Annotated in this window: 13 protein-coding genes; 10 read left to right on the forward strand and 3 right to left on the reverse strand. The window is 48.4% G+C overall.

What is annotated here, in order from left to right:
* Positions 1-2: 2 nt before the first annotated feature.
* From ICL55_RS12160 to ICL55_RS12170, 3 genes are all read right to left on the reverse strand, one after another.
* Positions 3-674, reverse strand: coding sequence for a hypothetical protein (locus ICL55_RS12160; protein WP_188097383.1), 672 nt, complete (start codon positions 672-674; stop codon positions 3-5).
* Positions 675-746: 72 nt separating this feature from the next.
* A complete protein-coding gene (gene purN / locus ICL55_RS12165; protein ID WP_188097385.1) occupies positions 747-1,313 on the reverse strand; it encodes a phosphoribosylglycinamide formyltransferase in 567 nt (188 codons plus the stop codon).
* Positions 1,314-1,366: 53 nt separating this feature from the next.
* Entirely contained in the window at positions 1,367-2,119 is a 753-nt protein-coding gene (locus ICL55_RS12170; protein WP_188097387.1) for a copper resistance protein NlpE N-terminal domain-containing protein, read from the reverse strand.
* 492 nt (positions 2,120-2,611) lie between these two features.
* Between ICL55_RS12170 and ICL55_RS12175 the strand changes: the two genes are divergently transcribed.
* The 10 genes from ICL55_RS12175 to ICL55_RS12220 all read left to right on the forward strand — a co-directional run bounded on the left by ICL55_RS12175 (position 2,612) and on the right by ICL55_RS12220 (position 15,762).
* A complete protein-coding gene (locus tag ICL55_RS12175) occupies positions 2,612-3,844 on the forward strand; it encodes a c-type cytochrome (RefSeq protein ID WP_343067780.1) in 1,233 nt (410 codons plus the stop codon).
* 94 nt (positions 3,845-3,938) lie between these two features.
* A complete protein-coding gene (locus ICL55_RS12180) occupies positions 3,939-7,007 on the forward strand; it encodes a TAT-variant-translocated molybdopterin oxidoreductase (protein WP_188097389.1) in 3,069 nt (1,022 codons plus the stop codon).
* A gap of 117 nt (positions 7,008-7,124) precedes the next feature.
* Positions 7,125-8,567, forward strand: a complete 1,443-nt coding sequence (gene nrfD, locus ICL55_RS12185) for an NrfD/PsrC family molybdoenzyme membrane anchor subunit (RefSeq protein WP_188097392.1) — start codon at positions 7,125-7,127, stop codon at positions 8,565-8,567.
* A 49-nt stretch (positions 8,568-8,616) separates the two neighbouring features.
* Complete coding sequence (locus tag ICL55_RS12190) at positions 8,617-9,204, forward strand: DUF3341 domain-containing protein (RefSeq protein ID WP_188097394.1); 588 nt, start codon at positions 8,617-8,619, stop codon at positions 9,202-9,204.
* Positions 9,205-9,286: 82 nt separating this feature from the next.
* Positions 9,287-9,892 carry a c-type cytochrome gene (locus ICL55_RS12195; protein WP_188097396.1) on the forward strand — a complete coding sequence of 202 codons (606 nt, stop codon included), beginning with the start codon at positions 9,287-9,289 and terminating at the stop codon, positions 9,890-9,892.
* A gap of 48 nt (positions 9,893-9,940) precedes the next feature.
* Positions 9,941-11,146, forward strand: a complete 1,206-nt coding sequence (locus tag ICL55_RS12200; protein ID WP_188097398.1) for a quinol:cytochrome C oxidoreductase — start codon at positions 9,941-9,943, stop codon at positions 11,144-11,146.
* A gap of 141 nt (positions 11,147-11,287) precedes the next feature.
* On the forward strand, positions 11,288-12,250 hold the full coding sequence (locus tag ICL55_RS12205) for a cytochrome c oxidase subunit II (RefSeq protein WP_343067783.1): 963 nt from the start codon (positions 11,288-11,290) through the stop codon (positions 12,248-12,250).
* 106 nt (positions 12,251-12,356) lie between these two features.
* A complete protein-coding gene (locus ICL55_RS12210; RefSeq protein ID WP_188097403.1) occupies positions 12,357-14,168 on the forward strand; it encodes a cytochrome c oxidase subunit I in 1,812 nt (603 codons plus the stop codon).
* Positions 14,169-14,281: 113 nt separating this feature from the next.
* On the forward strand, positions 14,282-15,181 hold the full coding sequence (gene cyoE / locus ICL55_RS12215; RefSeq protein WP_188098376.1) for a heme o synthase: 900 nt from the start codon (positions 14,282-14,284) through the stop codon (positions 15,179-15,181).
* 17 nt (positions 15,182-15,198) lie between these two features.
* A complete protein-coding gene (locus tag ICL55_RS12220) occupies positions 15,199-15,762 on the forward strand; it encodes a cytochrome c oxidase subunit 3 (protein ID WP_188097405.1) in 564 nt (187 codons plus the stop codon).

The raw sequence follows: 15,762 nt of genomic DNA on the forward strand, positions 1-15,762 counted from the left end.
GTTTATTTATGAAGGCGGAGGCCCAGCTTGATACCAAGGTGCAGGCTGGGCAATACGCTTACCAGGGTGCCCTTATTACGGCTCACTATGCCGTCGTCGCCCAGTACATAATTATCGGAGTGATAGGCTTTGCCCCGGAGGCCGATGCCGAAGTAGGGATCGAGCACCAGTTTCTCTCTGCGGAACTGCCGCCCTACGAGTAACTGTATCGCATAAACGTCTTTGGAGGCTGAGTTGGTGTAGGAATTGTTATTCAGCGTTACATCCTGGTTGGAGTAAAACACCTTTTTATAGATCAATACCGGTTCAAAGTAAGTACCGGCCGCGGAGCTGGGTCCTATTTCCCGGGTGATCAGATAATAACGCAGGCCTGCCCTGAAGCCGAGCCCTGCACCATCCACAAACTGTTCCGTACTGATATCCGGTTTTTTCTGACCGATATCGATCTTTTTCGCCAGCACGTAGTCGGGGTAATCGGTATAAATGCCGCTGATGCCCAGCTCTATACTGACTTTATCAGAGAGGTCCTGCTCCAGGATGATATCCAGTTCATTAATCAGGGTGGAGGGATTTATTTTGAGATAGGTAGACCTGAACCGTTTTACACCTTCCTGGGCATAGGAGGAGGCAAAAGACAAAGAGAGTATTCCGATGAGCAACAGAGTCTTTTTCATACAGTTAGTAGGTAGCTAAGGGTGAGGGTTGACGGGCGGTGTGCAGCTGCTGGTGTGGCCGCACACCGTCTGTTATTTTAGCAATATTCGTTCCACAATTACCGGAAACCATTGATGCTCCAGTGCCTGCACCTTGCGGGCAACAGCCTCCGGAGTGTCTTCCGGAGTGACGATGCAACGTTCCTGAAGAATCGGTTCTCCATCATCATATTTCTCATTGACGTAGTGGATGGTGATACCACTTTCCGTTTCCCCGGCTGCCACCACTGCTTCATGTACAAAATGTCCGTACATACCTTTTCCGCCAAATTTGGGGAGCAGGGCCGGGTGGATGTTGATGATCCGGTTAGGAAATGCCTGTACCAGGTTGGCCGGTACTTTCCAGAGGAAACCAGCCAGGACGATCAGGTCTGTACCCTGCTCCTTTAAGAGCTGTACATAAGTATCCGTATGGAAAAACTTCTCTTTTTCAATTAAAACGGCGGGTATGCCTTCCCGTTGGGCGATGTCCAATACCCCTGCCCCGGGTTTGTTACATACAATCAGGGCCACCCTGCCTTTATCCGAATTCCTGAAGTGATCGATGATCTTTTGCGCGTTGCTTCCTGCACCCGATGCGAAAATGACAATATTTTTCAACAGAACTGTTTTAGGCGCAAAGGTACTATTTCAACTGTTTTTTTAGCCGGGAGTTATTTGAGGTATTCCCCGCAACCATGATAAGTTTGTTCTTTTGTCTTCACTTCTACGCTGTTAGGGCGCATGAGTCCGCTCATATCATCTGTACACATAACATTGCGGATGCTGACGGTGAGCTGAGGGGTAGTATACACCTTCAGGGTGTCCGTATTAGGCTTCGCTGCCGGAAGGGCTGCCACGATACTATCGCCGGAGGCGGTGTGGAACGAGATTTTCCGGGCTTCCAGGTCGAGGCTCCAGAAAGGTTCGTTGCCGTTGGCGGTGAAGGTGATGCCGGCGCCGGCTTTTTGGGCCAGCAGGTCGCGGCGGTCGCCGCCTTCTACCGGCTTCAGGACATAATTGCTGGCGAGGGCGCCTTCAATACGTTTGCCCTGTTTATCGAGAACGAGGAGTTTACTGTCGGAGGCGAGGAAAGAGCTGCTATCGGTTTTTTTCTTTATGCTGACGATGGAGTCGTTGATCTGTTGCCAGGTACCCTTCTCTGTGAAGGCGATTCCCTGTCCCCTGCCCTGATAGGACACCAGTTCAGTAAAGGTATGGTCGTCGAAGAGGCTGATCTGATAGTCCATCCCGGGGCAGTCTGCACAGGGCAACGTACCCTGGTAGGTGCCGGTGATATGGGGTGCTGTAGCTACCGGGGTTTGTTTGCCGGCAGTGGTGCTGTCGGTAGTGCTTTGTGTGTTTTGGTGGTTGTTGCAGGCCATGAGGACGGCAAACAGGGTAGTGAAGCAGATGAGTTTACGCATGGGACTATAATTTTACAGACAGATTGAACATTCTGGCCCGGTGGCAGGTTATTTATGGTAAAAATAAGATACTTACCGTAAATTAAGGCGGCAGCGGTAATATAATATATTATGTGGCAAGGATATAGGGGGCCGCTATGAAGTTTTGATCTGCATATATTAATATTATATCCCGCTGAAAACGCCTGCCCTACTACTTATAGGTCTGTCAGCATAAGGGGATGGAACTTTCAATCAAAATAATAAGTTTTGAAAGGTCCGGAGGAGCATAACTCCTGAATTAGCCAGCATAAAGGATTACAGCGGAAAAATTACAGTTCGGGGAGCGAAAATGAAGCCTTTCGTAAGGCAAATAATTTTTAGAATTGTTGGTAAATTGTCAACATTGTGTCTTATTTTTGCTGGCACTTTTAAGAAACTTTAGGTCAAATCTAAACTATATAGGCTGTGTATCGTCGTGTTTCCATTCTTTTGCGCAAGCATTTTGTGAGTGTGCTTATTCTATGCGCTAGTATAGTAATTCCGTTTTCTGCCGTAAAAGCAGCGGATCCTGCCAAGGGTAAGCAAATCTTCCAACAAAACTGCGCTTCATGTCACAATGTCCACAAGAAGCTGACAGGTCCTGCACTGGCGGGTGTAGAAGGTCGCTGGTCCGATAAGAAATTATTGCACCAGTGGATCCATAACTCCGCTTCTGTATTGGCGTCTGGCGACAAGTACGCCAACGATCTCTTTAATGAGTACAACAAAACCGCGATGACGGCTTTCCCTTCATTAACCAATGAAGAGATCGACGATATCCTGGCGTACATCTCTGTAGAAGAGAAAAAACCTGTAGGTGGTGATAACGGTAAAACCCCAGGTAAAGAAACTGCCGGTGCTAAAGAGCAAGGCAGCGACAACAGCCTGCTTTTCGGTATCATTACGCTGATCCTGGCAGTAGTAGCCCTGATCCTGATGCAAATCAACAGCAACCTGAACAAACTTGCTGGTGATAAAGAAGGTCAGCCTACTCCGGAGCCAATCCCCTTCTACAAAAACAAAGCCTACATCGCACTGGCTATTCTGGTGCTCTTCATGGTAGGTGGTTACTTCACCATCCAGGGAGCTATCGGGCTGGGTCGTCAGAAAGACTATATGCCTGAGCAGCCTATCTTCTACAGCCACAAAGTGCACGCCGGCATTAACCAGATCAACTGTCTGTATTGCCACGCTGGTGCTGAGAAGAGCAAGCACGCTATGATTCCTTCCGAGAACATCTGTATGAACTGTCACAAAGCCATTAAAGAGTACTCCGGCCCTGAGCTGTTTACTGCTGAAGGCAAGAAAGTGGACGGTACTGCAGAAATCGCGAAATTATACGATTACGTAGGCTGGGACGCTGATAAAGGTAAGTATACCAAACCAGGTCGTCCTATCGAATGGACTAAGATCCACAACCTGCCTGACCACGTTTACTTCAACCACTCTCAACACGTGGTGGCTGGTAAACAACAATGTCAAACCTGCCACGGTGCTATCACCGAAATGGATGAAGTACATCAGTTCTCCGACCTTTCTATGGGTTGGTGTATCAACTGCCACCGTACTACCAAAGTGCAGTTCGCTGACAACAACTACTACAGCATCTTCGAGAAACTTCATCAGGATATTAAAGATAAGAAGATCGATAGTGTGACTGTTGAAATGGTAGGTGGTACTGAATGTCAAAAATGTCACTACTAGAAAGGATTTAACGCGTCATGATTTTCTGCTTACAGAAAATCATGACCTGTTTCAGAAGATATCAAAATTTATAAACGTAACTCGTTAATATAACATGGAGCAAAAAAAGTATTGGAAAGGCTTGGAGGAGTTGCACAATACCGAAGCGCATCAGGAAATTGTGAAGAACGAATTCAGAGAAGAATTGCCGTTTGAGAGTGAAGGCCTGTTGAATGCTACTACCCCCCGCAGGGACTTTCTGAAATACCTCGGTTTTACCACTGCTGCTGCTACTATCGCTGCCAGCTGCGAAACTCCCGTTCATAAGGCTATCCCTTATGTGAACAAACCGGAAGAGATCACTCCGGGTGTAGCCAATTATTATGCTTCTTCTTACACCATCGATGGTGAGTACGTGCCGGTTGTGGTGAAAACCCGCGAAGGCCGTCCTATCAAAATAGAAGGTAACTCCCTGTCTTCCATCACAGGTGGCTCTACCTCCGCTAAAGTACAAGGCGCTGTACTGAGCCTGTACGACGTAGCCCGTCTGCGTTTCCCGACTATCGGCGGTACAGAAACAACCTGGACAGAACTGGATAAACAAGTAGGTGCTGCACTGGCCGGTCTGGGCGGTGCGCCGGTGGTTTTGTTAAGCACTTCCATCCTCAGCCCTACCACCAAGAAAGTAATCGACGCTTTCCTGGCCAAGTATCCTAACTCCCGCCACGTAGTATACGATCCGGTGTCTTACTCCGGTATGCTGCTCGCGAACGAGGCTGCCTATGGTAAAAGGACCATCCCTTCCTACCACTTCGAAAACGCTAAAACCATCGTTAGCCTCGGCGCCGACTTCATCGGTACCTGGCTCAACCCGGTTGAATACGCCCGTCAGTTTGCCCAAACCCGTAAGGTAAGTGCTAAAAAACCGGAAATGTCCAAACTGTTCCAGTTTGAAAGCAACATGAGCCTCACCGGCGCAAACGCGGACGAAAGATATACACACAAACCTTCTGAAGCTGGTGCAGTAGCACTGGCCCTGCTGGCCGCCGTAGGTGGCAGCGTTAGCGCTCCTAAACTGGAGGCTAGAGTAGAAGCAGGTATCAAGAAGGCTGCCAACGAACTGAAAGCCAGCGCCGGTAAAGCTCTGGTAGTAAGCGGTTCCAACGACGTAAACGTTCAGCTGATCGTGAACGCCATCAACAACATCGTAGGTGCTAACGGTACTACTATCGACTGGGCTAACCCATCGAACTACCGTCAGGGTATCGACGCTGATATGGCGAAACTGGTCAGCGATATGAATGCCGGCAGCATCGGTGCTGTACTGGTATACGGCGCTAACCCTGCTTACGACTACTTCGACGCTGCTAAGTTCAGCGAAGGCCTGAAGAAAGTGAAAACTTCCCTCTCCTTCAACGACCGCCTCGACGAAACAACTGAACTGTGTAAATATGCTGCTCCTGATCACCACTTCCTGGAAAACTGGAACGATGCTCAGGGCAAACCAGGCTACTACAGCTTCGCACAGCCTACCATCTCCCCCCTCTTCAAAACCCGTGCTGTACAGGACTCCCTGCTGGCATGGACAGGCAACACCACTACCTGGGTTGACTACCTGAAAGCTGAATGGATCAGCAAACTGGGTAGCCAGGAAGCATGGGACAAAGCCCTGCAGGATGGTGTGGTAGAACCAGCCACTGCTCCGGCATTGGGTGGCGCCTCCTTCGCTGGCGATATCGCCGGTGCCGCCGCTAAAATCAGCAGCGCGAAAAAAGGTGGTAAATACGAACTGGTACTGTACGAAAAAGTGGCCATCGGTAACGGTAGACAATCCAACAACCCATGGTTGCAGGAAATGCCTGACCCGATCACCCGTGCTACCTGGGACAACTACGCTTGTATCTCCAACACCCTCGCTAAAACTTTCTCCGCTGAGCTGGGTGACGATTACGAAATCAACGTTGAGAAGAAAGAACTGAAAATAAAAGCCAACGGCAAAGAAATCGTACTGCCGATGCTGATCATCCCGGGTATGCACCCTGAAGTGATCGCGATCGCAGTAGGTTACGGTCGTGGCAAAAACGTAGGTCGCGCTGCTGCCGAAATAGGCCAGAACGCCTATCCGCTGGTAAGCTTCAACGGTCAGACTTTCGATTATTTCGCTGTTGACGCGTCTGTAGAAGCTACCGGTAAAAAATACCCTGTTGCTTTAACACAAACGCACAATAGCTACGAAGGTCGTCCTATCGTTAAAGAAACGACCCTCGAAGAGTTCAAACACAATCCTAAAGAAGTAAATGAAGACAGGGAAGAGCTGAAGAAATTCGGTAAAGACTTCCGCAGCGACGCTACCCTGTATTCTGCTCATCCTTATCCTGGTATCAAATGGGGCATGTCCATCGACCTGAACACCTGCTTCGGTTGCGGTGCCTGTACCATTGCCTGCCAGGCTGAAAACAACGTTTCCGTAGTAGGTAAAGACGAAGTGGCTAAAGCGCATGAAATGCACTGGATCCGCATCGACCGTTACTTCAGCGGAGACGACGAAAACAATCCTGAAGTAGTGTTCCAGCCGATGCTGTGCCAACACTGCGATAACGCTCCTTGCGAAAACGTTTGTCCGGTAGGTGCTACCAACCACAGCTCTGAAGGTATTAACCAGATGGCTTACAACCGTTGCATCGGTACCCGTTACTGCGCTAACAACTGTCCTTACAAAGTTCGTCGCCTCAACTGGAGAGACTGGAACGGTGCGGACAGCTTTGAAAATAACCTGTACGACGTAGCTGATATGAACGATAACCTCACCCGCATGGTACTGAACCCTGACGTAGTGGTTCGTAGCCGTGGTGTGATGGAAAAATGCTCTTTCTGCGTACAACGTTTACAGGAAGCTAAACTGGAAGCTAAGAAAGCAGGTCATCCGTTGAAAGATGGTGCTGCGAAAACAGCTTGCCAACAGGCTTGCGGCGCTGATGCGATCGTGTTCGGTAACGTCAACGACAAAAACAGCGAAATCTATAAGATCCGTAACGAAGAACAAACAGAAAGGATGTACTACGTGCTGGAAGAAACACACGTACTGCCTTCTATCAACTACCTGGCTAAGATCAGAAACAAAGATGCCGCTCCTAAAAAAGCAGAGAAAGAATCTGCTCACAAGGAAGAAGCGCATCACGCGTAAGATCTTTTAACAGGTAACGTTAAGGGAGAAAAATAACAATAGAAGTTACAGAATCTGAGATCATAACAAAAGACAAGGGCTAGTAGCTAGAAGCTAGCAGCTAAAAGCTTATAGAATATGAGTTTAAAATACGAATCCACACTGAGAGAACCTTTAGTTGACGGGGTTAAGGATTATCACCAGGTAACGGAAGATATCATTAGTCCCATTGAAGGGAAGCCTGGTAAATTGTGGTATGTAGGCTTTTTAATTTCACTGTCACTGTTGGGCTTCGGCGCATTTTCAGTGTTTTGGCAGATTTATTTCGGTGTGGGTGTTTGGAATCTGAACAAAACCATCGGTTGGGGTTGGGACATCACCAACTTCGTATGGTGGGTAGGTATTGGTCACGCCGGTACCCTGATTTCGGCTATCCTCCTGCTGTTCCGTCAGGGATGGCGTACAGGGGTGAACCGTGCGGCAGAAGCGATGACCATCTTCGCGGTAATGTGCGCCGGCCAGTTCCCGATTATTCACATGGGTCGTGTATGGATGGGCTTCTTTATCCTGCCTTATCCTAACACCCGCGGTCCGGTATGGGTTAACTTTAACTCACCGCTGCTGTGGGACGTATTCGCGATCTCTACTTACTTCACCGTTTCCCTGTTGTTCTGGTACTCCGGTCTGATCCCGGATTTCGCTACCATCCGCGACAGAGCTAAAACCAAACTGCGCAAACTGCTGTATGGTGTAGCTTCCTTCGGCTGGACTGGTTCCACCAAACACTGGCAACGTCATGAAGCACTGTCACTGGTACTGGCAGGTTTGTCCACTCCGCTGGTACTTTCCGTACACACCATCGTATCTTTTGACTTTGCTACCTCTGTAATTCCTGGTTGGCATACTACCATCTTCCCTCCTTACTTCGTGGCGGGTGCGATCTTCTCCGGTTTCGCGATGGTACAAACCCTGCTGATCATCACCCGTAAAATATTACACCTCGAAGAATACATTACCCTGGGTCACATGGAAGCCATGAACAAGGTAATTGTACTGACAGGTTCCGTAGTAGGTTGCGCTTACCTGACTGAGCTCTTCATGGCATGGTACGGTGCTAACAATTACGAGTTCGCTACCTTCTTCAAATATCGTGCTGCCGGTCCGCTGGGTTGGTCTTACTGGATCATGATGACCTGTAACGTAATTTCTCCGCAGGTGTTCTGGTTCCGTAAAATGAGAAGAAACGTGATGGTGACTTTCGTGATGTCCATCATCGTAAACATCGGTATGTGGTTCGAACGTTTTGTGATCATCTGTACTTCCCTGTACCGCGACTATCTGCCATCCAGCTGGTCTTACTATCGTCCATCCTGGCCAGAAGTTGGTTTCTACATGGGTACTTTCGGTCTGTTCTTCACTTGCTACTTCCTGTTCGCTAAATACTTCCCGGTAATCGCGGTAGCTGAGATCAAGTCTATCCTGAAAACTTCCGGTGAGAACTTTAAAGAAGGCATGGAGAAATACGAGACAGAAACTGCAGAGCAATTTGCACACGCTGTTCACCACGAACATGCTCACTAATCAGATGAATTGACAGAATTAATTAATTGGAATTTGAATTTTTAAATATATGGCTGTTAAAAATTTTGTTGTAGGCTTGTTTGACGATGAGGCAGTGTTGTTCCCGGCAGTGAAGAAAGTACGCACTGCAGGTTACAAGTTGCACGATGTATACACTCCTTTTCCTGTTCACGGCCTGGATCATGCAATGGGTTTAAGGGAAACCAGCCTGCACACAGCCGGTTTCATATATGGTATCACTGGTACCACCACGGCTTTATCTTTCATGAGCTGGGTATTTAACGTAGACTGGCCGCTGAACATCGGTGGTAAGCCTCACTTTCCGTTACCAGCGTTCATTCCTATTACCTTCGAGTTGACTGTATTGTTTGCTGCGGTTGGGATGGTAATGACTTTCTGCTACCTGTGCCAGTTAATGCCAGGCGTAAAGAAACATATCTTCCACCCCAGACAGACCGATGATAAGTTTGTGATGGTAATCGAACTCACCGAAAAAGCCAATGCAGAAGAAGTAAAACGCTTCCTGAATGAGGCCGGTGCGCACGATGTCAACGAACAAAGAGCCGAAGCTGGCTGGTGGTATGGCCGGTTTGACAAAGCGGATGAAGACATTTACGCTCGTCCTGCTAACGCTTAATAACATTAACAGCAAAAAATTACAGTTGCAACCATTAGGTACTGGGAGCAGAACTAATGAAAGCTAGAATAAATAATTTCTGATGAAAAGGACTTCTAACATATTGATTGTAGCCGCATTGGCGACTGGAGCTTTCCTGGCAGCCTGTAATAAAGGAGAGCATAACAGAAAGCCCGGCAGGATTTATGTGCCCGACATGTATGAATCACGTGCGTATGAGTTTTACAGTGCGCGTTTGGCAAGCCTGAAGCCAGTGGACGGAACAGTTAAGAGAGGTGAACTTTTGCCTTACCATCTGAAAGAAGCAGATACGGCACAGGCAAACCTGGTGAAAAATCCGCTGACGATCACCGCTGACGATCTGAAAGAAGGTGAACGTTTGTTTAACATTTACTGCGGTATCTGCCATGGTACTGCGCTGGACGGTAACGGTCCGCTGTACAGAGGAGGCGATGGTCCTTACTCTGCAGCACCTGCCAACCTGGTGGCCGGCGCAAAAGCCGGTTATTCCGAAGGCCGCCTGTTTCACGTGATGACCTATGGTTATAACATGATGGGTAGCTACGCCAGCCAGCTCGACAGAGCACAACGCTGGAAGATCGCTGCTTACATCAAGAGCAAACAGCCTGGTGCTGCTCAGCCTGCAGCTGCAGCTGCTCCGGCGGCAGATAGCGCAACAGCTAAATAAGTTAGAGAGTTAAAACTGAATTTCAAACAAGTATTTTAATATACAGTAATGAAAGACCAATTTGTAGTACCGGCAAGATTAAAAAAGACCAGCTTCGTGTTAATGGGCGTGGGCTTGCTGACTTTATTGATCGGATTAATTGCGTTTCAAGGTGAGAACGCGACACGGTTCTGGGCCGGTCTGTTGCAAAACAGCAGCTTCTTTTTGCTGATTACATTGGCCAGCACCTTTTTTATTGCAGCCACAACCCTGGCTCACGGAGGTTGGCAGATTGCCTTCCGCCGCGTTCCGGAAGCAATCTCCATGGCAGTTCCTGCCCTGTGTGCCATCCTGTTTATCATTGTAATGATCCTCGTTTTCGGTGGTAAAGAACACATCTACCACTGGGTAAACGCTCACCACGTAGCTGAAGACAAAATCCTCACCTGGAAATCCGCTTTCCTGAACAAAGGATTCTTCACTACTGCCACCATCCTCACCATGGGCCTGTGGATCTTCTTCACCCTGAAGCTCCGTAACATGTCTATCGAAGAAGATGGTTGGGACCTGAAACCAGAAACCGGCCGTAAACTCATCTGGAGAAACACCGTTTGGTGCGGTGGCTTCCTGGTAGTGTACACCCTGAGCGTTGGCTCCACCACCCCCTGGCTGTGGCTCATGAGCATCGACGCACACTGGTTCTCTACGATGTATTCCTGGTATACTTTCGCCAGCAGCTGGGTATCAGGCCTGTCCCTGATCGCACTGTTCGTGGTGTACCTGAAAAAACATGGTTACCTGACTTACGTAAACGAAGAACACCTGCACGACTTAGGTAAATTTATCTTTGCTTTCAGCATCTTCTGGACTTACCTCTGGTTCTCCCAGTACATGCTGATCTGGTACGCTAACATGCCGGAAGAAACTGAATACTTCCAGCCACGCGTATGGGGCGAATGGAGACCTATCTTCTTCCTGAACCTCCTGATCAACTTTATTACGCCGTTGCTGTTCCTCATGAAGAGAGACACCAAACGTAACTATACTTCCGTAGCCTTCATCGCCGTTGTAGTAATTGCCGGTCACTGGCTCGACTTCTGGCAGATGGTTGGTCCTGGTACCTACAAACACCTGGTATTCCCATGGTATGAACTGGGTCTGGGCGCTGGCTTCGTAGGTCTGATCATTTTCCTGGTAGCCAACGCGCTGACCAAAGCGCCACTGGTACCGAAAAATCATCCTTACCTGAAAGAAAGTATTGTTCACCACACCTAATATGGTGATAACGAAGATTTAGCAATAGAAAAGCATTAGATAACTTAATTATTTCATATAGCAATGTCAGGATTTTTAGCAGTCTTAGTTATTGTTCTCATATTCATAGTCATCTTCCAGATTGCGAAGGCGAGCGAATATGTGTCCATATTGAAGGGAGAAAAGAAAGCGCGCCAGCAAAGCAACCGTATCAATGGCTTTCTGCTGATAGCATTCCTGGTGCTGGGGCTCATCGGCGTGTATTATTGTAATAATCTGCTGAAAGGCAAGATCCTGGGCGAATCTGCTTCTGTGCAGGGTGAAGGTGTAGACACCCTCATCTATGTAACCCTCGCCATCACCGGTGTTGTATTCGTAGGTACCCAGATCCTCCTGTTCTGGTTCGCATTTAAATACCAGGAAAAAGAAGGCCGTAAAGCATTTTATTTTCCACATAACAACAGACTGGAAGTGATCTGGACCGTTATCCCGGCCATCGCACTGACGGTTCTGGTGGCTTTTGGTCTGAAACACTGGTTCCAGCTGACTTCAGATGCTCCGAAAGATGCAGCAGTGGTTGAAATCACTGGTAAACAATTTAACTGGCTCATCCGCTACCCGGGTAAAGACGGTGCCCTCGGCCGCCGCGATTTCAAGAAAATCGACGAAGCTGCGAGCAACCCGCTGGGTATGGATTGGGACGATCAACTGGGTAAAGATGACTTCATGGCAACTGAAGTGCACCTGGTAGTAGGTAAACCCGTAAAATTCGTAATCGGTTCCCGTGATGTTATTCACGACGTTGGTTTACCTCAGTTCCGTATGAAAATGGACGCTGTACCTGGTATCCCTACCACCCTGTGGTTCACGCCCAAATTCACTACCAAACAAATGAAGGAAAAAACCGGTAACCCGGATTTCACCTACGAAATATCCTGCGATCAGATGTGTGGTTCCGGTCACTACTCTATGAGAGGCGTGATTGTTGTTGAAACTCAGGCTGAATATGATGCATGGGTTGCCAAACAACCGCTGCAGTACAGCCTGGCTCACCCGGCTCCTGCTGAAGCGCCAAAGGCCGACAGCACACAAAAAACAGTGGCAGCGAATATCGGTAAGCCGTAATTTTGTGTAGAAGAATTTTTTGACGCAGTACTTAACCAATAATAAAAGACAAACTAACAAACGCGATACTTCCCGGGCGTTGGTTTATTAATAAACAGAACCGATTATGAGTAACGAAGCAACATTGCACAGTCAACAGGAGGTAATGCACGGCGCGCATGATCATCATGATCATGAGCACCATCATGAAGACAATTTCATCTCGAAATATGTATTCAGCCTTGATCATAAAATGATTGCCAAACAATTCCTGATCACCGGTATCGTTTGGGCTATCATCGGTGCTTTCTTTTCTGTAGTGTTCCGTTTGCAACTGGGTTTTCCCGATGCTACTTTCCCCTGGCTGGAAAGCATTCTGGGTCACTGGGCTAAAGGTGGCCGTATCACTCCCGAAGCTTACTATGCATTGGTGACAATGCACGGTACAATCCTCGTATTCTTTGTATTGACCGCTGGTTTGAGTGGTACCTTCTCTAACCTGCTCATTCCCCTGCAGGTAGGTGCCCGCGATATGGCTTCTCCTTTCATGAACTGCCTGAGCTACTGGTTCTTCTTCCTGGCCAGCCTCGTCATGATGGCTTCCCTGTTCGTTCAGACAGGACCTGCTTCCGGCGGTTGGACCATGTACCCTCCGCTGAGTGCACTGGGAGACGCTTCCATCGGTTCTAAAATAGGTGTGGACCTGTGGCTGATTTCCATGGCACTGTTTGTTGTTTCACAGCTGCTCGGTGGTCTGAACTACATCTCTACCCTCCTGAACATGCGTACCAAAGGTATGAGCATGACCAAAATGCCTTTAACCATCTGGTCATTCTTCTTTACCGCTGTACTGGGCGTACTGTCTTTCCCTGTACTGCTGTCCGGCTTCATCCTCCTGCTGATGGACCGTCACGCTGGTACCAGCTTCTATCTCTCTGACATCTTTATCGCAGGTAAAGCCCTGGCAAACGAAGGTGGTAGCGCCATCCTCTACCAGCACTTGTTCTGGTTCCTGGGCCACCCTGAAGTATACATCATCATCCTCCCTGCCATGGGTATGGTGTCTGAAGTACTGGCAGTTAGCTCCCGTAAACCTATCTTCGGCTACCTCGCCATGATCGGTTCCCTCTTCGCTATCTGTATCCTGGCCTTCCTGGTTTGGGCTCACCACATGTTCGTTACTGGTCTGAACCCATTCCTCGGCGCCTTCTTCGTACTCCTCACCCTCCTCATCGCGGTGCCATCTGCCATCAAGGTGTTTAACTGGCTCACCACCATCTGGAAAGGTAACATCCGCTTTACGCCGGCGTCCCTGTTCTCTATCGGTTTCGTGAGCACCTTCATCTCTGGTGGTCTGACCGGTATCTGGCTGGGTAACTCCTCTATCGATATTCACCTGCACGATACCTACTTTGTAATCGCTCACTTCCATATCGTAATGGGTGTGTCCGCTTTCTTCGGTATGTTCGCAGGTATTTACCACTGGTTCCCGAAAATGTATGGCCGCTTTATGAACAATACTATCGGCTATATTCACTTCTGGGTAACCCTGATCGGTGCTTATCTGATCTTCTGGCCTATGCACTACGAAGGTATGGCCGGTATGCCAAGAAGATATTTTGACTACTCCAGCTGGACTTCCTTCAATCAGTTCGGTGGCCTGAACCAGTTTATCAGCATCGTGGTAATCCTGGTGTTCGCTACACAGCTGCTGTTCGTGTTCAACTTCTTCTACAGCATCTTCAAAGGAAGAAAACTGACCGAACAGAACCCCTGGAAAGCTACTTCCCTGGAATGGACTACGCCGATCAACCCGGGTCACGGCAACTGGCCTGGCGAAATTCCTGAAGTTCACCGCTGGGCTTATGACTACAGCAAGGATGGAAGAGACTTCATCCCGCAGACAGAACCAATTGGTCCTAACGAGTCAGCTCATTAACTTATAAAATGAGATTCCGGAGCGCAGAAATAAACTGCCTTCCGGAATCTTGTTCACCGTGATGTTTGTAAATTTGTCCCGGATTTAAAACCCGGGATGTGGATAGAAATAAAATGTTGCAAGAAAACTCCATAAAATTGTCGTCATCGTATGCAGTAGCGAGTAAGGTGAAGGATTATTCTCAGTTAATGAAGTTTAATCTCACCTTCATGGTGGTATTTTCATCTGTGGTAGCTTATCTGCTGGTGCCGGACGTGGAGTTTAACCTGATCAAAGTTCTTTTGTTATTTGCCGGTGGTTTGCTGGTTTCCGGATCAGCCAATACCATCAACCAGATATGGGAAAAAAATACCGACAAGCTGATGGCACGCACCGCCACCCGCCCCCTGCCCTCCGGTAGGATGAGCGAAACGGAAGCGATCATCGTAGCGGCGGTAACCGGTGTAGCGGGTTTCCTGATCATGGGTTATTGCTTTAACTGGCTGAGCGCCGCCCTGAGCCTTTTCTCCCTGGTGATGTACGGGTTCGTATATACACCCTGGAAAAAATGGAACTCCCTGGCTGTACTGATAGGGGGCATTCCGGGCGCCATGCCACTGCTCATCGGCTGGGCTGCAGGCGCCAACAACCTCTCCGAAGGTGGTTGGTCACTGTTCGCTATCCAGTTCCTGTGGCAGTTTCCGCACTTCTGGGCTATCGCCTGGATTGCGCATAAAGACTATACCCGTGCAGGATTTAAACTGTTGCCTGCCAATGGAGAACCTAATAAGTTCACCGCATTGCAGGCAGTGATGTATACCCTGTTACTGATTCCTGCCGGTGTAGCACCCTACCTGCTCAAAATCACAGGCGGTATCTCCGCTATCGTGGCCATCCTCGCAGGTGTGTTTTTCCTGTACCGCGCGATTAACCTGTACAGAAAGAATGATGTTCCGGCAGCACGTAAACTGATGTTTGGTTCATACATTTACCTGACCATTGTTCAGCTGGCACAGCTGCTGGACAAGGCCTAAAAGAAATAGAAGGAGTGATGCATACAATGAGCATACAACGTAAAAAAATTCATCCGCACAAGTATTCCCTATGGATAGCAATGGGTAGCATTACCATGATGTTCATCGGATTTACGAGTGCATACGTTGTGAAGAGATCGCAGGCTAACTGGCTGGCATTTGAACTGCCGCATATTTTCTGGTTGTCTACTGCTGTGATTTTACTCAGCAGCCTGACTATCCACTTGGCACTGAAACAGTTTAAGGAAAGAAATATGCAGCGTTACAAGCAGTTGATCACCCTTACTGCTGTACTGGGTGTAGTCTTCGCTGCTTGCCAATGGATTGGCTTTTCACAATTGAAAAATAGCGGACTTCCCCTCAACGGGCCTGTTTCCGCTTCGTTTATTTATGTTATCGTAGGCGTGCACATGCTGCACGTACTGGGCGGTGTGGTAGCACTGCTCATCATGTTTGCGAGAGCCTACCGCACCCGCATTCGTACCTACTCCTCAGTACCCATCGAAGTTGCCGCTACCTATTGGCATTTTGTGGATGTGCTGTGGATCTACCTGTTGATTTTTTTAAGTATCGCGAGATAA

Source organism: Chitinophaga varians, assembly GCF_014529945.1.
GTDB lineage: Bacteria > Bacteroidota > Bacteroidia > Chitinophagales > Chitinophagaceae > Chitinophaga > Chitinophaga varians.

Coding starts and splice junctions, on each gene's coding strand:
- ICL55_RS12160 (WP_188097383.1), bottom strand. CDS start 674: ATGAAAAAGACTCTGTTGCTCATCGGAATACTCTCTTTGTCTTTTGCC.
- ICL55_RS12170 (WP_188097387.1), bottom strand. CDS start 2,119: ATGCGTAAACTCATCTGCTTCACTACCCTGTTTGCCGTCCTCATGGCC.
- ICL55_RS12180 (WP_188097389.1), top strand. CDS start 3,939: ATGGAGCAAAAAAAGTATTGGAAAGGCTTGGAGGAGTTGCACAATACC.
- nrfD (WP_188097392.1), top strand. CDS start 7,125: ATGAGTTTAAAATACGAATCCACACTGAGAGAACCTTTAGTTGACGGG.
- ICL55_RS12190 (WP_188097394.1), top strand. CDS start 8,617: ATGGCTGTTAAAAATTTTGTTGTAGGCTTGTTTGACGATGAGGCAGTG.
- ICL55_RS12195 (WP_188097396.1), top strand. CDS start 9,287: ATGAAAAGGACTTCTAACATATTGATTGTAGCCGCATTGGCGACTGGA.
- ICL55_RS12200 (WP_188097398.1), top strand. CDS start 9,941: ATGAAAGACCAATTTGTAGTACCGGCAAGATTAAAAAAGACCAGCTTC.
- ICL55_RS12210 (WP_188097403.1), top strand. CDS start 12,357: ATGAGTAACGAAGCAACATTGCACAGTCAACAGGAGGTAATGCACGGC.
- cyoE (WP_188098376.1), top strand. CDS start 14,282: ATGTTGCAAGAAAACTCCATAAAATTGTCGTCATCGTATGCAGTAGCG.
- ICL55_RS12220 (WP_188097405.1), top strand. CDS start 15,199: ATGCATACAATGAGCATACAACGTAAAAAAATTCATCCGCACAAGTAT.